The organism is Mycolicibacter icosiumassiliensis, assembly GCF_900078685.2.
Taxonomy (GTDB): Bacteria; Actinomycetota; Actinomycetes; order Mycobacteriales; family Mycobacteriaceae; genus Mycobacterium; species Mycobacterium icosiumassiliensis.
The window spans coordinates 3357277-3376428 of record NZ_LT546166.1; the positions used below are offsets into that span (position 1 = coordinate 3357277).

The following is a 19152-nucleotide window of genomic DNA, read 5'->3' on the forward strand; positions in this document are numbered from 1 at the left end:
CCAACGCTGGCGCGATGGCCTGGACGCGCTGATGAACCGGATATCGGGCCGGTTCGCCCGCTATGACGCCGCGCGAAATGCGGGCGCATTCGTGCTGGGTGCGCTCTCGGCGGTGGAGTCCAAGAACTGCTGGACGATGGCCGAACTGTCTGGGCATTCCACTCCGGATAAATTGCAGCACTTGCTTGCTCGCGCCAAGTGGAACGCTGACGACATCGCAGATGAGCTGCGAACCTACGTCGTCGAGGCGTTCGCCGATTCTGATGCGGTACTGGTGGTCGATGAAACCGGCGATGTGAAGAAGGGCACCAAAACTGTTGGTGATCAGCGGCAGTACTCGGGAACCGCGGGCCGGATCGAGAACTGTCAGGTCGCGGTCTACATGACCTACACCAGCAGTCGGGGCCACGCGTTGATCGACCGTGCCCTGTACCTACCGAAGTCGTGGGCCGATGATCCGGACAGATGCCTGGCCGCTGGTGTGCCCGAGAGCGTGGCGTTCGCCACCAAACCTGCATTGGCTACCGCGATGATCGGTCATGCTCTTGACGCCGGCGTGCCCGCGTCGTGGGTGGCTGGCGACGAAGTGTACGGCGCCGACCCGGATCTTCGAACTATGTTGCAGCACAGGGGTGTCGGGTACGTGTTGGCGATTAGCTGTGACCGGCGAGTACCCACAAAGGTGGGCAGCCTGCGCGTCGATGACCTTGCCTACGCACTACCGATGTCGGCGTGGCAGCGTCGATCCGCCGGTGCGGGGGCCAAAGGCCCACGCATGTACTCGTGGGCGTGGATCGCCACCACCGAGAGCGCCCCGAGTGGGTCGTGTTCGGTGCTGATCCGCCGCAACGACATCACGGGCGAGCTGGCCTTCTACCACTGCTACAGCCCAGCCTCGGTCACACTGGCTGACCTGGTTCGTGTAGCGGGGCGGCGCTGGACAGTCGAGGAATCGTTTCAAACCAGCAAGGGATTGACCGGCCTGGACCAGCATCAGGTGCGCACCTGGACCTCCTGGCACCGCTGGACGATCCTGGTCATGCTCGCCCATGCGTTCCTGGCCGTGCAGACCGCCACCCAACGCGACACCGAGCACCACAACCCAGCACTGATCCGGTTGAGTGTCAACGAGTTTCGGCGACTGTTCGTCGCTCTTATCCTTACGCCGCTGCACCACCGCGACCGCATCCTGGACTGGTCACTCTGGCGCCGCCGACACCAGCAACAGGCCTATCAAAGTCGCCAAAACTGCAGGTCAAAGTACCAATAGCATCGATCTACGGCTGTAGTACTAGATCAAGATGTCCGCGCCTGAGCCCCGTAACCTTCTGCCAACTGTCACTTAACTCGGCCGCCGGGCGTTGGCCGTTACTCGCGGCTATTGAATACTGTTGGTCCAGCAATTCCTTTAAGAACTCGTCGATCGCTGTGTCCAATTCGAGGATGCTGTCACCGAATGACGTAGCCTTCAGAAGCGTCAACGCGACAAATCGCACTGATTCGACGGTGTCCATCCATCTCGTCATATATTCGCCCAGCTCCTCGTGCAACTCCACGCGCAGCGATCTAGTCGTACTGTGAGTGCTACCCGGACGCGGCAAATCAAGATCGAAATTAGCCGGCAAGTTCTGAAAATATTGACTAAACCTAAGCGTAGACATGTTCATCGCCAGCAGAGCCGACCACAGGTTCGATAGCGCGTCTAGATTCTCGCGCCGCCTCGCCAGCTCATGGTCGATCAGGCGGCCGTGTTGCCCCTTTAGCGATTCTCGTAGCGCTACCACCACCGCGCCGAAGGTCAAAAACCCGACGAGCCAATCTGCGAACGGTCCCCACTGCTGTGCGCCCCATCGCTGCCCGTATCCCACGCCTAGCCAGAAGATGACGCCGAGGGCCAAGACGACGCCAAGCGTTATAACTTTCCAATGTCGCATGGAGTCGTCGGCGTCATCTTCAGGCGAAAAAGAGGCAGGCGGTGATGTCGTCACATCGTCAGTGAATCACGGGGTCGCGACACAGCACCCTGAGCGACACGCACGGCGTCTGCGCGTTCGCACGCGACTCGTTGTCGGGGGGTGAATTACCGGATCGCTTACAGAAATAACTGGTATTGCGACAATCCTTGATACAAAGGTCCGACAATGATGCTGATACAAGGTCATTACCCCAGGTCAGGGCACCTTTTGCCCCTCGTCGTTCTCTAACGAGAAAAAGTTGGGCCATCCGTACGCAGCATGAGCGGCAAAGGCCGTCCGCGGCCGCGTGTGTCAGACCCCCCTGTCCCCCGCAGGGGTCAAAACATGCCTTGACCTGCGGGGATGACCCGAATCGGCAAGAAGCACGGTGGCAACGGGCAGTTCTCGATGCGCACGGGCAGTGTGGGCATTGGATATCCAATCCTCAGTCGTGGCAATTGAATTGAGATTAGCAATCGGCGTGGTATCAGGAATGTGATTGCAACACAACAGAAAAGGGAAAGAGAACTCCGAGCATCAAGTCATCATCATGCGTGTACCTACGCACGTACAACGTCGGGCACGCACACAATCAACGGGACAGGACAACGCGCACAACAGATCACGGACACAATCACGGGAACGACAACGCGCACGGGTACACACAACACGTACCCACCAAGAAGGACAACGCATCAGGAGAAAGAGGCACGTTGCCCTTCGAGGTCACGCGCATCAGTCACGTTGGGTGTTGTGGCAGCGCAGCGTGAGGTTCAGGTAATGGGGGATCATGCGCGGGTGACGAGCAGCGGCGGCCCAGCCCAACCCGCACCCAACGCATGATCCATGTGACGCGACGACCACGGGTAAACGGTCGCCTTGTGCGTCACGCCCAATCGTCGCATTCTCGAACTCAGCGGGAGCAGAAATAGGAAGAGGCGCAACCCCATTCCAGAGTCACGCCCCATTCCTATTCAGTTGTTACGACACCGTGAGGACCTGCGCCGCTTCGCTTTCGAGGATGCCCGCGCCGAACCTGAAGCTCGCCCGCAACGCCACCGAGATGGAGTTGAAGTAGAAGTCATCAGACCGCGCGACTTCCAGATTCGAGTACGCCGACACGATGTAGTTCTTGTCCAGAGCCATGATCTTGTCGGACGGCATAGCGTTGGTCGTCAACACCGGCACACCGAGAATGGATTTCTCGCCTGCCTGCGTTCCCGCACCCAACAGAGCCTCGTTCGACCCGGTCGCCTTCTTGATCTGGCGCAGCGTCGCGTATGCCGACGGGTGCGCGAGAACGTGGGTGACCACACCACCGGGCAACGCTTCGATCTCAGCGAAGGCGTCGATCAGAGCATCCAGGTCGCCCGTCAACGGACCCGCATCGGTCGCGTACGACAGAAGCCCACCCGGAGGGAACTCCACCGGCGGAACAGGCGCGGGCTGCGACAGGAACGCCGTGTCCGCCTTGTGGATCAACGAGCGCCGCATCTCGTGGGAGATCAGCGACGACGCCGAATTCTGGCCCAGCTGGTCCCTCGACACCTTCAGCAATTCCGCGACGGTCCCGGTCTTGATCAGGAGCTCGGACAGCTCGGGATCGTTCTCGGGAATGTCGTCACCCTCGGGCACGAAACCCGCATCAATGATCTTGATACGCGGGACACGGACCACGGGAGCATCACCCTGGACTTCGCCGCCCTTGGTGCTGCACTGCAGAACGAGTGCCTGCGGGATTACCGCTTCGGGCGCAATGCCCTGTACGTCCATCGCCCAGCCTTTGGGCGAGTTGTTAGTGATGAAACTTGTAGACACAGTGGTATTCCTTCAGATTCGAGAATGGATGTATGTTTTCGCACCAAAACCGACAAATGGTGCTGCATCCGTAAGCCCGTCGGCATAACCACCCGTTTTGTGTCTGGTGTGGGACATCTCGACTTTCCGCGTCGAGCGTGCGTGCCGATGATGTTACACCGCACCGACTTTCAGACTCAATGGTGCGCTGTGCGGTCCAGTGTGGGTCTGTACAAATTCGGGCCGATCAATCCCTCATTGCACAATTGAACGGAGCGCACAGACGCGCTGAGAGCGCTCTAATGTGCCTCGGTGTCGTCGTCGACCGATCGCGCGGGGCACTCGGGCGTGTGCTCGCCCTCAGGCGCAGCGCAACACGGTGACGCGGGTCCGATATGACCGAGCGGGAACTCAGCCTCATCGACACGCTCGGCGGAGAGCGGGTTTCGGTCCGCGTCTGTCCGAAGCTCCGTCTTCCACGTCTTCACGGAAGTCGCCTTGCCCACACCGGAGTCGGGATCGCCGTGATTGAGCTTGTTCATTAGTTCGCGAGCTTCTTCGAGATTCATTGCAGTTCTTACCTTTCCGTTGATTCAATGATGTTGCGTCCTGCTTTGCGTCGATGACGTGGCGGAACGCCCCTTCGTGCCCGTGTTGTCGTACGTCATGCAATGCACTCGGTACACTCGGTGCACTTGGTGCACTCGGAACGAACTTGAATGCGCCAAGTGCGCCGATTGCACCGAGTTGCACCGAGTGCACGACGTGACGTCACTCGGGGCCTTGGATGTTCATCCGTCGCCAGGTCAATTCGAAGTCGCTACGCGTGAATCCCCGTGGTCCACTGCGCCCGTGCTCGCGGGTGCTTGTGCGCTTGGTCGCTTGGTTGACGATGCGCCCGAAGCGCTGTGGGCTGAGCCTTCCGAACTTGCTGTTGGCGCCCCAATAGTCCCGATTGTGATTGACGACCAGCTTGAGGAGGTCCGCGCTGGATACGAAGTCTTCGTCATCCGGCCATACAGCCCGAAGGTCGTTGAGCAACACCATTCCCGGAGGTAGTTCTTTCAGTCCGGCTTCGCGCTCGGCCTGATCCTCGGCAATGTTGTTCTTGATCAGTTGATCTGCGACGCGGGGCCAGTCACCGCCAGCGAGCACGGCGACCCGTTTAAGAGGCCTCCATTTTTCCCGTGTGCGCCCAATACAGCCATCGGGCAGATCGACTTGCGGGATGTTCTCGCGGACACTGTCAGCCCACGTGACGATGCTGTCGTGGAGCTTCTTGGCGTCCTCTTCGATCAGTTCCCAATCGCTGTCCTCAACATCACCCGAAAGGTCGGGCATCATCAGAATCCTGATCGCACGACTCAAGGTGTCCGGGGGTAGGTGGGGCGAGTTGCCCGCCATAGCCACCGGCGCGTAAGTGGACATGTCTTGAGTGACCCAACCATCGCCACCAGGAACCAGCACTGGACGTGACGCCCCGAACCGGTACCCCGAGTTGACTACGGCGATGAGGTCTTGCACGCCCTCCTTGTTCTCTCTCAACGAACGGTCGACCTCATCGAGCAGGATCGTTCGCATCTCCGATTCGAGCATGCGGGGAATGAGCGCAGGCGAACTCAGCATGGCCGCTTGAACCGGCCTGTGGCACAACCTGGAGCAATGATCCAGCACCGTGGTCTTCCCACTGCCCGGCATGATTGAGTCGATCAACAGTCGCGGTGTGGTCCACAGTTCGGATACGAGATGGGTGTGAACAATCCACAGTGACAGGATGTCCAGATCATCTTCGTGCGTAACTGCGATGAACCGCTCAAGCCACGTACGGACATCCCGCAAGATCGCGTTACCCGATGGGCGTCGTTTATTGCCGGACATCACTGCCCCTCGCTTTCTTTCACGAGTTGCCGCAGCACCGCGCAGGGCAAGTTCCTCAGCGACGGGTGCCGAAAGAACGAGTCGCGTCGATATGGCCATTCGGGGCGCTGCTGGCACTCCCACAAGATCCGTCGCGCCCGATTCATACGGAACTCAGGCACCGGCCTCGTGTGGGACCGCAGCTTTCCGTCTTTATCGAGGCTGAACGTCGTCGGTCCCTTGACGTCGATTGGATGTGGGATCGGGGGATGACCGCCCCGCAGAGTCTTGACGAGATCCTGATATTGCTCGTCGGGGGTCTGGACGTTGGTGAAATCTAGAACTATGGGTTTAGCCCTTGCCACGATCCTTGCTCGCTTTCCTCTGGCGGGAGGTTTCGACATAAGACTTCATTTTGCTTCCCTTTCTTGCTTACGCTTCTCTCGTAACTTCTTCATCGAGGCCTTTTTCCGGGCTTCCTCCATGGCGAAATACGCAGGATCTTCGCGCCGCTTACGACGACGGGTGTTGTATGCCTGCCTGTATTCCTCGTATCCCGGCTCGCCTTTTTTAGGTCCAGCCATTTACATCACCTCCTCATTTGCTGCTCAAATTGAAACACACGGCATCTCCTCGCTATTTGACCTGCGAGAATGCAACAATTCTTGAATTACGCCGTCACGCGCATATGCGCGTACGTCGCGGAATGCGCGTAATCAGGCGCTCAGTTCGACGCAGAGCGACCTTCGGGTCGATTATGTGGTGATCGTCGGACGCGCAATTCACAGGAGCCGACAGGCCCCCCCCCCCCCGCCTGTGAGCATGGGCGGGACCCGTCGCAGCGCTACACCGCGTACTGGCGCTCTCCACACGTCATGCAGGTGTACTCGACGAACGAGATGAGTCGGCCGTCGAGCTCCTTCGCGAACTCCAGCGCCATCATTTCCTCGTCGTGATCCTCGCCGCAGCGTGGACAGTCAACGTACGGAACACCAACGGAATCGGAGATGGTCTTTCCCTTCACTGAGATGCCGTTGGTGTTCGGGAAGTCTGGCGATCCCCCGACCATGCGTAGGTAGTTCATCAAGAACTCAAACGGCGTCGATCGTGTTGTTACAATTGCGTCCGTCATTGTTTCTCCTCTGACATGAATGCCCGCGAGCCGTGAACTTGCGGGCATTCTTTTTGGCCTGGTCCAACGGGATTGTTAGATCAGGGGTCCTAGTACTACAGCCGTAGTTCGCTTCCGGTGAGCGGGTTCGGCGTGTTTGCGCTGGTAGGGGCGGCTGCCGGGGCATGATTCACGGTTTGTGAAGACGAGAAAAACACCCACGGCAGCCGCGGGTTTGAGAGTAGATCACCAACGCTGGCGCGATGGCCTGGACGCGCTGATGAACCGGATATCGGGCCGGTTCGCCCGCTATGACGCCGCGCGAAATGCGGGCGCATTCGTGCTGGGTGTGCTCTCGGCGGTGGAGTCCAAGAACTGCTGGACGATGGCCGAACTGTCTGGGCATTCCACTCCGGATAAATTGCAGCACTTGCTTGCTCGCGCCAAGTGGAACGCTGACGACATCGCAGATGAGCTGCGAACCTACGTCGTCGAGGCGTTCGCCGATTCTGATGCGGTACTGGTGGTCGATGAAACCGGCGATGTGAAGAAGGGCACCAAAACTGTTGGTGTTCAGCGGCAGTACTCGGGAACCGCGGGCCGGATCGAGAACTGTCAGGTCGCGGTCTACATGACCTACACCAGCAGTCGGGGCCACGCGTTGATCGACCGTGCCCTGTACCTACCGAAGTCGTGGGCCGATGATCCGGACAGATGCCTGGCCGCTGGTGTGCCCGAGAGCGTGGCGTTCGCCACCAAACCTGCATTGGCTACCGCGATGATCGGTCATGCTCTTGACGCCGGCGTGCCCGCGTCGTGGGTGGCTGGCGACGAAGTGTACGGCGCCGACCCGGATCTTCGAACTATGTTGCAGCACAGGGGTGTCGGGTACGTGTTGGCGATTAGCTGTGACCGGCGAGTACCCACAAAGGTGGGCAGCCTGCGCGTCGATGACCTTGCCTGCGCACTACCGATGTCGGCGTGGCAGCGTCGATCCGCCGGTGCGGGGGCCAAAGGCCCACGCATGTACTCGTGGGCGTGGATCGCCACCACCGAGAGCGCCCCGAGTGGGTCGTGTTCGGTGCTGATCCGCCGCAACGACATCACGGGCGAGCTGGCCTTCTACCACTGCTACAGCCCAGCCTCGGTCACACTGGCTGACCTGGTTCGTGTAGCGGGGCGGCGCTGGACAGTCGAGGAATCGCTGCAAACCAGCAAGGGATTGACCGGACTGGACCAGCACCAGGTGCGCACCTGGACCTCCTGGCACCGCTGGACGATCCTGGTCATGCTCGCCCATGCGTTCCTGGCCGTGCAGACCGCCACCCAACGCGACACCGAGCACCACAACCCAGCACTGATCCGGTTGAGTGTCAACGAGTTTCGGCGACTGTTCGTCGCTCTTATCCTTACGCCGCTGCACCACCGCGACCGCATCCTGGACTGGTCACTCTGGCGCCGCCGACACCAGCAACAGGCCTATCAAAGTCGCCAAAACTGCAGGTCAAAGTACCAATAGCATCGATCTACGGCTGTAGTACTAGCGTTCCTTACGGCCGCGGTTCCTCAATCGCGCAATGACTTCCTCGCGCTCGGTGCGATCGTTCGTCGGAATGGGTGGTGTGGAACTGACTGCCTTACTTGGCTTTTTGCGCTTGCCTGGAACCTCGGTCCGTGTGCGATCTGCCTTAGCGAAGCCCTTAGTCATAGCGACACCTCGCGGTAGTGTGCTCGCCGCCGAGCGCGGTACTCGGGAGTCGTCTGGTAGCCCCGCTGGCGTTCCCGCCGACGCTGGCGGTACTCGTCGTCCTGCATCCGACACCGGTCACGCGCGCCACTCGTGGCGGGGTGATCGCAGTCCGCGTGGCTACGCATCGTCGGTCAAGCCTTCGATGAAGTCGTCAAGGTCCGACTTGCGGATGCGACGAGACTTGCCGAGCTTCACGCTCGGAATCTGACCGTCCTTCATGTAGCGGTACAGACGGGTCTTCCCACACCCAAGCAATCGGCACGCCTGTTCGGGCGTATAGAGCCTTTCAACCATTGGTTCTCCTTGTTCTGGAATACGACAGAACTTATTGCGTATCGTCGCTATTGACGTTAACATGAACGTGCTTGAACGCGACTGACAGGAGATAGAATGTTCTGTAATACGACAGGTGACGAGAATGCCCACAGTTGACCCCGACGCCAAGCGATGGCAAGAAGCCACGGCCAGACGCATCGGTCGAGCCATCGCGCTGTACCGAGAACGACGAAAGCTATCGGCCTCGCAACTGGCGGAACGCACGCGGGAGCTGGGCTACCCGATTCACCGCGTGACCATCAGCAAGATCGAGTCGGGTAATCGACTGGGCAAGGTTGACGTGTGCGAACTACTCGTACTCGCTAAAGCGCTTGGCACCGACCCCCTTTCGTTGGTCCTGCCTGACTTGCTCGATGGTGAGGTCGAGCTGACACCTGGTGAGCTGATGCCCACACACGAAGCGATCCGCGACTTCGTAGGCCAGAGCTTCGACGAGACGTCCATGCGCGTGTACTGGGATTATCTCGATTTTGTCGCGCGTCAACGTATGTACGCAGAACGTGGAAACGACGACGCCGCGCACGAAGCTGGCGAACAGGCAAGACAAACGATCCAATGGGGAGTCGATCGCTACGGCTGGGAAGTCCGCAATGGATAGGCGCGGCAACCACGAGGGGTCGATCACGAAGCGCCCCAACGGGACCTATCAGGGGCGGATGAGGTACACCGATCCACACACCGGGTTACCCAAGCGGGTCAGCGTCTACGGCAAGACAAGCCAAGAGGTACGCGACAAGCTACAAGAAGTGCGAGAACGGCTGGCCATCGGCGCACCAGCCCGCGACGCTAAAGACACGGTCGCACAGTGGCTTCGGGTGTGGTGCGAGTCGTCTTTGGAGGCGTCGGACCGTAAAGCGACGACCAAGCAACTCTATGCAGCGATTGCCCGAAAGCACTTGATGGCAAAGACCATTGGTGAGATACGGCTCGACCGCCTGCGGCCATCGCACGTAGAAGCCATGATCGTGGAGCTACGTCGCCAGGGTCTCGCCGACTCGACGGTGCGACAGGTGTACGTCGTGCTACGTGCTGCTCTGGACAGCGCTGTTCGAGATGGCTTGATCGGGAAGAATCCCGCCGCCACAGTGCAACGTCCTCGCGTCGAACGTCACGAGGCGCACGTACTGGCACCCAGCGACGTCCGTAAGGTCCTCGCGGGCGCTCGTCGCAGTCGTTACTACGCTGTCGTGCTGGCGATCGCCTCGTGCGCCCTGAGGCGCGGTGAAGCCTGCGCGCTGGCGTGGAAAGACGTTGATCTGGACAACGCCGAGCTAACGGTGACGCACACGCTCGCTCTGATTGACGGCCAGCTCAAGCTCACCACGCCCAAGTCGAAACGCTCTCGCCGGCGTATCCCCATGACGCCCGAACTCGTCGCCGAACTTCGCGCCGTGCGGAAACGCCAGAAGGAGGAACGCCTACGCCTGGGTCCCGCTTGGGGCGGTCATCACGACATGGTGTTTACCACCGAGGTGGGAACACTCGTGTCACCGCGGAATATCCTCCGCGTAGTCGAGAATGGGGCCAAGGCCGCGGGACTCGAAGGCGTTGGTGCCCACACGCTGCGTCACTCGGCTGCGACCGCATGGCTTGAGGCAGGGGTACACATCAAAGCCGTTGCTGATCTACTCGGCCACGGGTCAATCGCTGTTACCGGCGACCTCTACGGGCACACGTCACAGGATCAGGCACGCAACGCCGTAGCATCACTAGGAATGATGCTCGCGAACACAAAGGGCGTAAACGAAGGGCGTACAGAGGAGGAGACGACCCCCGACAACCTCAACAAAAAGCACGTTTGACGTGCACCAGGCCTCCGTAGCTCAGGTGGATAGAGCACATGACTTCTAATCTTGTGGTCGCAGGTTCGAGTCCTGCCGGGGGCGCTAGTTGACTTGTATGACGTCGGGTGATGCTTGACGTTTTGTCTCCGGTTGATGCTTGACGGTGTTTCGGCTGATGCTTGACAGCTGTTTCGGTTGATTCTTGACGCAGCAGCCGGAGGCCCTGCCTGCGCCGCCTGCAACGCAAATAAACACAACCGCGAGGTCACCAGTTCGGCAAACAACCGGACCTTGTGCACCCGCGAACAGGGCTGGCCACTAGTCTGGAGCGTCAACGATCAACCAGCGGACGATCCGTCAACGCATCGAACGCCGCCGAACAGCGGCGCGTCGGCCGCAGCGGAACGCCAGAAGCCCGGTTCGCATGACAATCGCGTCGTGCGGAACGACAAGGAGACCGGGCAAATCAGGAAAGGCAGATCCATGAGCCACGAACGGGCGCTCATCTTCTTCACCATGTTCATGATCGCGATGGTGGGGGTGACCGCAGGCGTCGTCACCTGGATCGGCTGATCGCTCCCCACCGCGCTAGCGTCATCGCCCTATGACACGCCCCGATCTCGTCCTATACGACGTCAGTGATCGTGTAGCGCTGATCACCGTCAACGATCCGGACCGGCGTAATGCCGTCACCGGCGCCATGTCGGTGCAGCTGCGGGCCGCCGTCGAGCGGGCCGAAGCCGACCCCGGAGTGCACGCGGTGGTGGTCACCGGCGCGGGCCGGGCGTTCTGCGCCGGAGCCGACCTGTCGGCGCTCGGTGCGGCGACCGAAGACGGGCTGTTGGCGTTGTACGACGGTTTCATGGCGATCGCACAGTGCACGTTGCCCACCATCGCCGCGGTCAACGGTGCCGCGGTGGGTGCGGGTCTGAACCTGGCGCTGGCCGCCGACGTGCGTATCGCCGGCCCGGCGGCGCTGTTCGATGCCCGGTTCCAGCAGCTGGGTCTGCATCCCGGCGGCGGCGCCACCTGGATGCTGCACCGGGCGGTGGGGCCGCAGGTGGCCCGGGCCGCACTGCTGTTCGGCATGCGTTTCGACGCCGAGGCCGCGGTGCGGCACGGCTTGGCGCTGCAGCTCGACGACGACCCGGTCACCGCGGCGATGACGCTGGCCGCCGGTCCGGCATCCGCGCCTCGGCAGGTGGTCTTGGCCACCAAGGCGACGATGCGCGCCACCGCCAGTCCCGGTGCTGTCGAGGGTGACCAACACGAGTTCGCCAAGCAGACCGAGCTGGGTCCGCAGGCAGCCTCCGTCGAGTCGCCGGACTTTGCCGCACGGCTGGCCGCAGCACAGCGCAGATAGCGACATGCTTTAGAGATCCAGCAGCGCGATCTCCGGTTGTTCGATCAGATCGCGAAGCGCGCACAGGAATTCGGCGACCTGCGCGCCGTCGGCGACGCGATGGTCGAACGCGCACGTCAGGGTCAGCTGCGGACGCACCACGACGACCTCCCCCACCGCGACCGGCCGTGGTTTCAGCGAACCGATCCCCAAGATGGCCGCCTCCGGGTAGTTGATCACCGGTACCCCGTCATCGAGGCCGAGCGCCCCGAAGTTCGAAACCGTGAACGTCGACCCCTGCAGCTCGGCCGGCTTGAGTGTGCCGGCCCGGGCCTCGGCGATCAGCCGCGCAACGGTATCGGCAAGTTCGCGGGTGGTCTTGCGGTGCGCGTCGAACACCACCGGCACCAGCAGGCCGCGGGGCGCGGCCACCCCGAAACCCAGATGCACGCCGTGATGAGTGCGGATCATCGGGCCCTCCGGTGCTTCGACCCACGTCGCGTTGAGCACCGGGTGGCGGGTCAGGGCGATGACGAGCAGGCGCAGGATCAGCACGAACGGGGTGATCGTCGCGCCGCCGGCCTCCACTAGTCGATCCCGCAGCTGCAACAGGTTGGTGCCGTCGACCTGCACGCTGCCGTGCGCATCGGGGATCGTGCTGCGGGACAGTGTCATCCGTTCGGCCATGGCCGCCTGCACAGGGCTGGGCGGACGAAGTTCGTCGTCGGGAGCCGCCGCGCCGGCGGCCGCGCGTACCCCATCGGGGGTGATCACGCCGCTCGGTCCGGGCGGCACGCGACTCAAGTCGACGCCCAGCTCAGCGGCGAGTTTGCGGGCGCCCGGCTTGGCCCTGGGCCGCCCGGTCGTGGACGTGCAGGTACGGCGGCTGGTGTCGAACGTGTCGTCGGCGCCATAGCCGACCAGCACCGGTGCCCGCCCCGCAGTCTCAGCCGGTGTACCGGTGTCGATGCGCACCAACGGCGCGCCGACCGCGAGCACGTCGCCCACCGCGCCGCCCAGCTCGACCACCCGGCCGGCATACGGGCTGGGGAGCTCCACTTCGGCTTTTGCCGTTTCCACCGAGCACAGCGCCTGGTTGAGTTCGATCTGATCGCCGACGGCGACGCTCCAACTGGTCACCGTCACCTCTTCGAGCCCCTCCCCGAGATCAGGGACGGTGAAGGTCTGGACCGTCTCGGTGCTCATGGCGCCTCCAACAGCCGCTGAACGCAGTCCAGCAGCCGATCGGGGCCGGGCAGCCAGAGGCGTTCCAACCGGGCCGGTGGATACGGGGTGTCGAATCCGCTGGCGCGCAACACCGGTGCTTCCAGTTCGTAGAACAGTTCCTCGGAGATGCGGGCGGCCAGTTCGGCGCCGTAGCCGAGATTGCGGGGGCCTTCGTGCAGCACCACGCATCGCCCGGTGCGCCGCACCGACGCCGCGACGGTGTCGAAGTCGAGCGGGACCAGCGAGCGCAGGTCGACCACCTCCAGGCTCCACCCGTGCTGTTGCGCACCGATCTCGGCCGCGGACAGCGCGGTGGCCACTCCACCGCCGTAGGTGAGCACCGTGACGTCGGTGCCGGATCGGCGTACGGCAGCGCACCCGATCCCCGGCGCCGGATGTTCGGTGTCGACGGGGCCGCGGGACCAGTACCGCCGCTTGGGCTCCAGGAACATCACCGGGTCGGGGGCGGTGATCGCATGGCGCAGCAGCCAATACGCGTCCGACGGGTCGGCGGGCACCACCACCTTCAGTCCGGCGGTGTGCGCCCAATAGGTTTCGGTGGATTCCGAATGATGCTCGGCCGCACCGATTCCGCCGAACGATGGGATGCGCACGGTGACCGGCATCGACACCGCGCCGCGGGTCCGGGAGCGGTACTTGGCCAGGTGGCTGACCACCTGGTCCAATGCCGGGTAGCTGAACCCGTCGAACTGGATCTCCGGAACCGGGACGAAGCCCCGCATGGCCAGTCCGATGGCGATGCCGATCACCGCCGATTCCGCCAGCGGAGTGTCGAAACAGCGTTGCTCACCGAAGGTTTCGGCCAGGCCCTCGGTCACCCGGAACACCCCGCCCTGCACACCGACGTCGGTGCCGAATACCAGGACCTTGGGCTCGGCGTCCATCGCATCGCGCAGTGCCCGGTTGAGCGCCGCCACCATGGTCAGCTCTTCGGTGCGGGTGTGGGATCCGGCCGCTGCGGTGGGGGTCGCCGCGCGGGTGGGTGGTTCGAGGATCTGGGTCATCAACGCCCCCTGCCCAATTCGGCACGCAGCGCGGCCCGCTGCTGCTGCAGATCCGGGGTGATGTCGGCGAAGACGACGGTAAACACCTCGTCGATATCGGCATCGGCAGCCCCGACGGTGGCGTCGCGCAGCTCGCTGCGTACGCGCTTGGCCTTGGCGTCGACCCGGTCCTGCAGCCGCTGCGACCACACGCCGATATGGCGCAGGTAGGTGCGGTAACGCGGGAGCGGGTCGAGTTCCGCCCATTGGTCGACTTCGGCGCTGTTGCGGTAGCGGGTCGGATCGTCGGAGGTGGTGTGCGGACCGAGCCGGTAGGTGACGGCCTCGATCAGGCTCGGTCCACCACCATGGCGCGCCCGCTCGGCCGCTTCGGCCATCACCGCGTAGCAGGCCAGCGGATCGTTGCCGTCCACCCGGATGCCCGGCATGCCGTAGCCGATCGCCTTGTGTGCCAGTGAGACAGCGACGGTCTGCTTGCGCAGCGGCACCGAGATGGCCCATTGGTTGTTCTGCACGTAGAACACACACGGGGCGGAGAACACGGCGGCGAAATTGAGTGCCTCGTGTACGTCGCCCTCACTGGTGGCGCCATCGCCGGTGAAGGCGACGGTGACCGAATCCTCGGCCAGGCGTTGGGCGGCCATTGCGGCGCCCACCGCGTGCAGCGCCTGGGTACCGATCGGAACCGAGATCGGCGCGCAGTTCTTCTCGGTGAACTCCAGCCCGCCGTTCCACGTTCCGCGCCAGGCGGCCGCGACGTGCCACGGCGGGATTCCCCGGGTGACGAAGACGCCCAGCTCGCGGTACTGCGGGAACAGCCAGTCGGTTTTGCGCAGGCACGCGACGGCGCCGACCTGGGCGGCCTCCTGGCCACGACACGATGCGTAGAGCGCCAGCTCGCCCTGGCGTTGCAGGTTGACCAGTTCAATATCGAGTTCGCGGGTGAGCACCATCAGCTCGTAGAGCCAACCGAGGGTTTCTTCGGGCAGGTCGCGGCTGTAGCGACTCTCGGCGGTGGGGGTGCCGTCCGGCCCGATCAGCTGCACAGGTTCCAGGGCGACCTGCGGACCGGTAATGCCTGGCAGCTGGCCCATGTGAGCCTCCTTGTGACGCTGATCTCATTATGCCAGCGAATGTCGAGCGCCCTGGTGAGCCGGTGCGGCGTGGCTATTCGTCGAGTGCGCGGTTTAGTGGTCGAGAACGGCTTGTCACGTACGAAACCGCACACTCGGCGTGTTCTTTGTTGAGCTCCGCTACCCCGAGACCTCGAAGATGCCGCGCGCCCCGTTCTCGGCGTGCCGCATGTCGTGATCCATGAACGGGTAGTGGCCCGGTTCGGGGAACGTGAGCTCGACGAAGCCGCCCTGGGCGGGCGCCAGGTCGAGGACCTGCGATCCCCCCGCCGGGGCCGACGGGTCATTGGGCCGCAGCAGCCAAGCCCCCTCTTTATAGCCGGTGTCGAACTGCGATCCGACGACGTGGAAGGCGATCGCGTCGCCCGGGCCGGCGTTGACCACCCAGACGCGCACCCGTTCACCGGTGCGCGCCGGCAGCGGGGCGTGCACGTACTGGGCCGCGGTGCCGTTGAACATCCAGCCGTCGGGCTGACCGGCGCGGATGGCGGTCGTCTGGGCATCGGAATCCGGTGCGTTCGCGTAGAGCTGGGCGCCGACCAGGGCGTATTCCCGGTCCACCGGCGGCAACCCGGGTGGATCGATGATCACCGCCCCGTACATGCCGTTGGCGATGTGCAGTGCCATGGGCGGGGTGCTGCAGTGATACAGCCAGGCGCCGGCCCGGCGCGCCGTGAACCGGTAGACCAGTCGCTCGCCCGGCGCCAAGGTGCGCATCGGTTGGTCCGGGGCGAGCGCTCCGGCGTGAAAGTCGATGCCATGGCCCATGGTGGCGTCGTTGATCAGCGTGATTTCGAAGGTGTCCCCGACCTTGCCGTGCAGGGTCGGCGCCGGTTCGACGCCGCCGAAGGTCCAGCGGATCTCCCGGCGGCCGGGCGCGATCTCCAGTTCCCGGTCGACGGCGCGCAGTTCCACCCGATGCACCCCCGGGGTCGCCGGTGCGAGCACTGCATCGCGCGGCGTCCAGCCGGGGGACGGATCGGCGGCCAGGTCCAACACGGTCGGCGCGGGCAGGCCACCATGCCCCGCGCCGCTGTGCTCCTGCCTCGGGGAGCCACCGATGGCGTGGATCGTCATCGTCATGCCGGCGGCCCGGTGACCGGGCACATCGCACCACACGTCGCGGTCCTGGTGCACCGCACCGAGATCGAGCACGGCGGTCTGGCCACGGCTCAACCGCGGGGTGCGCTCGCCGGTGTCGACGTGCAAGTCGTGCGGCAACCCGTCGACGTTGGTGACCCGCAGGGCCAGCCGGGTTCCGGCCGGCACGTTGATCACGTCCGGGGAGAACCGCATGTTCTTCAGCGTGACGTCGACGGTGCGTGCCTCTCCGGTGATACCGGCGGCCCCCGAGGTCGCGGGGCCGCCGATCCCGAGTCCCAGCGCGGCGGCGACCGCGGCCACCGCGGCAACGGCGACCGCCCCGGTGATCGCCCGGGAATGTGGCGTGATCGCGTCAATATCGAGCGGACCGCGCAGCGCTACGGGCACCGCGAGCCGCAGTGCCAGCAATACGAAGCTGGCCACCGCGACCGCTGCCAGCACCCAGCCGATCAACGGCAGCGGTGCCCGCCACGGCCCGGCGACCAGCGGTACGGCGATGTTGAGCGCGCACACCCGAGCCTGCCAACCCTGGTCCAGGTAGCCGATGACGGCTTTGCGAACGGGCGGGCCGTTGGCCACCAAGACCGGCAGCAGCTGACTCAAGGCGCCCAACAGGATCTGAGCGACGAATCCGACTGCCAGCAGCGGAAGCAGGGTGTTCTCCGCGAAAGCGGGCAGCACGTCGACCGAGCGGGCGACGATCAGCCGAATCATCTCCATCAGGACAGCGACACCCAGCCAGGCCGTCGCGCCGACCAGCATCCAGGCCGCGGGTCCGGTGAAGCTGCGCCCCGGCCACAATCCGACTATGGAGAGGCCGACTCCGACCGCATACCCCAGCAGTCCTGCCGCGGTCAGCCACCAGCTGTTGGTGAGCAGACCGGCGGCTGCGACGGACAGGCCCACCGTCAGGGTCGGTAACGCGCGCTGGGCCATCGCAAAGCTGCGCGGGGTGATCTTCTCCCGGATTGTGGTGGGCCACAGGGTGAACAAGGTGCCCACAACCGTCAGGCCGATCCAGCCGTAGAGCATTACGTGCACGTGGGTGGTCCACAGCCGCGCATACCACCGGGCCACACCGAAGGCCATGGCGGCACCGGTCGCCGATCCGGCCAGCAGCGCTGCGATGGCGGCCAGGTAGAAACCGACCAGGTAGTCGAAGCGCGCGGACAGGGCGCGCTTCTTCATCGCGATCAACTCGGCACCGTGAGCGACAGCGACCACGGCCACGGCCGTGCCGCCCATCCCGGTCAGGGCCTCGGCGTTGAAGGCCACTCCGGCTAGGGTGGCGATGACGGCGAGGTTGAGCAGGGACAGCTTGGCCACCAGGTGCCATGGCGGCGGGTCGGGGACCCGGCATAGCGTGGTGGTGAAGTGTCCCGACCAGATCACGATCGCGTTGGTGGCCGCACCGAGCAGCAGCGCGTGCACCGGCAGCCAGATCGGGTGCGCAATGACGTTGTGCGCGACCAGCAGCGCGACGGCGACGACCAGCCAGCCCAGCACCACGATGTTGGCGCCGAGGAAGACCGGTCCGCGCGGTCCGCCCCGCCGGCGGGGTTTGACGACCGGCGCCGGCGGCCCCAACGGAATCATGTTCGCCAGGCTACGGCCGGATCGTTCCTACCCGGAAGTGCCCTTTGGCACTGGTTTGATCCGGGTGCGCTAAGCGGCGCGGTCGGTGGTGACCACCAGGCGGCCAGTGGTCTGGCGAGCGGCCATGCGCTCCAAAGCATTCGGCAGGTCGGTCCAGGGAACCTGTGCGCCGACGACGGTGCGGATCTTGCCGGTGCGCAGCATTTCCAGGATTTTCGCGTGAGCGTCCAGTCCCTCCGAGCGAGCCGGCCAGTTGAAGCCCAGGGTGCGCCGGATCGCCACCGGGTCGTTGACGTAGACCAGACATACCCCGCAGACATCGAAGTTGCTGTAGGCGATGGGCCGTGGCGAGAGGTAGTCGCCGTCCTCCAGGGCGATGTCCTGGGCGAACCCTGCCATCAGGTACCGGCCGTTCAGGCCCATGGCACGGAACGTCTGGACTGCCACGTCTCCGCCGACCGCGTCGAACGCGACGTCGACACCGCGGCCGTAGGTCAGTTCCATGACCTGCTCGACCCAGTCACCGTTGCGGTAGTTGATCGCGTGGTCGGCGCCGAGTTCCTTGCAGAACTCGACCTTCTCGTCACTGCCGGCGGTGGCGATTACCCGAGCGCCCAGCGCTTTGCCGAGCACCAATGCGCCGGATCCGGTGCCGCCCGCGGCGGCGTGCACTAGCAGGGTCTCCCCCGGCTTGAGGCGGCCACGTTCCCGCAATGCGAACCAGCCCAGGTGGAACGGGTAGTGCAGGGCGGCGCCGTCGACGTCGCTGACCCAGTCCGGCAGGTCCAGCGCGGTCGCGGCGTCGACGATCGCGTAGGAGGCGTACCCGCCGAAGGCCATCACCGGGATGCCGACGATGCGCCGGCCGATGAGATGTTCGGCGCCCTGCCCGGCGCTCTCCACGACTCCGACTGTCTCCATGCCGGGCACGAACGGCGGCTGCAGTGGCAGGGTGGTGTAGCGGCCTCCGATGATGTCGATGTCGTTGAAGTTGAGGCAGAACGCGTTGACCGCGACCCGGATTTCGCCGGGCCCGGGCGCGCGTACCTCGACGCTCTGTCGGGCCAGCACCTTGGCCGGGTCACCGAGTTCGGTGGCGACCCAGGCGTCAGCAGAGATCGGTTGATTCACGGTT

The 19152-nt window shown here is 63.9% G+C and carries 17 protein-coding genes and 1 tRNA gene; 7 read left to right on the top strand and 11 right to left on the bottom strand.

What is annotated here, in order from left to right:
- The first annotated feature begins 31 nt into the window (after nt 1-31).
- Nucleotides 32-1270, top strand: a complete 1239-nt coding sequence (locus BN4346_RS39960) for an IS701 family transposase (RefSeq protein ID WP_067974693.1) — start codon at nt 32-34, stop codon at nt 1268-1270.
- A gap of 7 nt (nt 1271-1277) precedes the next feature.
- On the opposite strand, the gene BN4346_RS39965 is transcribed toward BN4346_RS39960, so the two are convergent.
- The 5 genes from BN4346_RS39965 to BN4346_RS39985 all read right to left on the bottom strand — a co-directional run bounded on the left by BN4346_RS39965 (nt 1278) and on the right by BN4346_RS39985 (nt 6741).
- Entirely contained in the window at nt 1278-1988 is a 711-nt protein-coding gene (locus tag BN4346_RS39965) for a hypothetical protein (RefSeq protein ID WP_154677620.1), read from the bottom strand.
- A 948-nt stretch (nt 1989-2936) separates the two neighbouring features.
- Nucleotides 2937-3773 (bottom strand): phage major capsid protein, encoded by an 837-nt coding sequence (locus BN4346_RS39970; RefSeq protein ID WP_154677621.1) that lies wholly within the window; start codon nt 3771-3773, stop codon nt 2937-2939.
- Nucleotides 3774-4523: 750 nt separating this feature from the next.
- Nucleotides 4524-5630: a DUF3631 domain-containing protein gene (locus tag BN4346_RS39980; protein ID WP_167666227.1), complete on the bottom strand. Its 1107-nt coding sequence runs from the start codon at nt 5628-5630 to the stop codon at nt 4524-4526.
- Between the two features lie 389 nt (nt 5631-6019).
- Nucleotides 6020-6193, bottom strand: a complete 174-nt coding sequence (locus BN4346_RS47780; RefSeq protein ID WP_154677622.1) for a hypothetical protein — start codon at nt 6191-6193, stop codon at nt 6020-6022.
- 260 nt (nt 6194-6453) lie between these two features.
- Complete coding sequence (locus BN4346_RS39985; protein ID WP_154677623.1) at nt 6454-6741, bottom strand: hypothetical protein; 288 nt, start codon at nt 6739-6741, stop codon at nt 6454-6456.
- A 259-nt stretch (nt 6742-7000) separates the two neighbouring features.
- Here BN4346_RS39985 and BN4346_RS39990 point away from each other — a divergent pair, with 259 nt between their 5' ends.
- A complete protein-coding gene (locus BN4346_RS39990) occupies nt 7001-8239 on the top strand; it encodes an IS701 family transposase (protein WP_067974710.1) in 1239 nt (412 codons plus the stop codon).
- A 348-nt stretch (nt 8240-8587) separates the two neighbouring features.
- Here BN4346_RS39990 and BN4346_RS48210 read toward each other — a convergent pair whose 3' ends face one another.
- Nucleotides 8588-8764, bottom strand: coding sequence for a helix-turn-helix domain-containing protein (locus tag BN4346_RS48210; RefSeq protein WP_167666228.1), 177 nt, complete (start codon nt 8762-8764; stop codon nt 8588-8590).
- A gap of 124 nt (nt 8765-8888) precedes the next feature.
- On the opposite strand from BN4346_RS48210, the gene BN4346_RS40000 reads away from it, so the two are divergent.
- The 5 genes from BN4346_RS40000 to BN4346_RS40020 all read left to right on the top strand — a co-directional run bounded on the left by BN4346_RS40000 (nt 8889) and on the right by BN4346_RS40020 (nt 11953).
- Nucleotides 8889-9404: a helix-turn-helix domain-containing protein gene (locus BN4346_RS40000; RefSeq protein ID WP_067974714.1), complete on the top strand. Its 516-nt coding sequence runs from the start codon at nt 8889-8891 to the stop codon at nt 9402-9404.
- Between the two features lie 58 nt (nt 9405-9462).
- Nucleotides 9463-10608 carry a tyrosine-type recombinase/integrase gene (locus BN4346_RS40005; protein WP_235653676.1) on the top strand — a complete coding sequence of 382 codons (1146 nt, stop codon included), beginning with the start codon at nt 9463-9465 and terminating at the stop codon, nt 10606-10608.
- Nucleotides 10609-10618: 10 nt separating this feature from the next.
- Nucleotides 10619-10692 (top strand) — tRNA-Arg (locus tag BN4346_RS40010).
- A gap of 93 nt (nt 10693-10785) precedes the next feature.
- Entirely contained in the window at nt 10786-11163 is a 378-nt protein-coding gene (locus tag BN4346_RS40015; RefSeq protein WP_067974719.1) for a hypothetical protein, read from the top strand.
- A 31-nt stretch (nt 11164-11194) separates the two neighbouring features.
- Nucleotides 11195-11953, top strand: a complete 759-nt coding sequence (locus BN4346_RS40020; protein WP_067974722.1) for an enoyl-CoA hydratase — start codon at nt 11195-11197, stop codon at nt 11951-11953.
- Between the two features lie 9 nt (nt 11954-11962).
- Here the strand turns inward: BN4346_RS40020 and BN4346_RS40025 are convergent, their stop codons facing one another.
- From BN4346_RS40025 to BN4346_RS40045, 5 genes are all read right to left on the bottom strand, one after another.
- Complete coding sequence (locus BN4346_RS40025; protein WP_067974723.1) at nt 11963-13138, bottom strand: dihydrolipoamide acetyltransferase family protein; 1176 nt, start codon at nt 13136-13138, stop codon at nt 11963-11965.
- Nucleotides 13135-14184, bottom strand: coding sequence for an alpha-ketoacid dehydrogenase subunit beta (locus BN4346_RS40030; RefSeq protein ID WP_067974726.1), 1050 nt, complete (start codon nt 14182-14184; stop codon nt 13135-13137). Before BN4346_RS40030 ends, BN4346_RS40025 begins: the two co-directional genes overlap by 4 nt.
- Nucleotides 14184-15278: a pyruvate dehydrogenase (acetyl-transferring) E1 component subunit alpha gene (gene pdhA, locus BN4346_RS40035; protein WP_067974729.1), complete on the bottom strand. Its 1095-nt coding sequence runs from the start codon at nt 15276-15278 to the stop codon at nt 14184-14186. The genes BN4346_RS40030 and pdhA overlap by 1 nt, the downstream gene beginning before the upstream one ends.
- 159 nt (nt 15279-15437) lie before the next feature.
- A complete protein-coding gene (locus BN4346_RS40040) occupies nt 15438-18017 on the bottom strand; it encodes a multicopper oxidase domain-containing protein (RefSeq protein ID WP_067974732.1) in 2580 nt (859 codons plus the stop codon).
- Between the two features lie 69 nt (nt 18018-18086).
- Nucleotides 18087-19148 (bottom strand): zinc-binding dehydrogenase, encoded by a 1062-nt coding sequence (locus tag BN4346_RS40045; protein WP_167666229.1) that lies wholly within the window; start codon nt 19146-19148, stop codon nt 18087-18089.
- Nucleotides 19149-19152 lie beyond the last annotated feature (4 nt).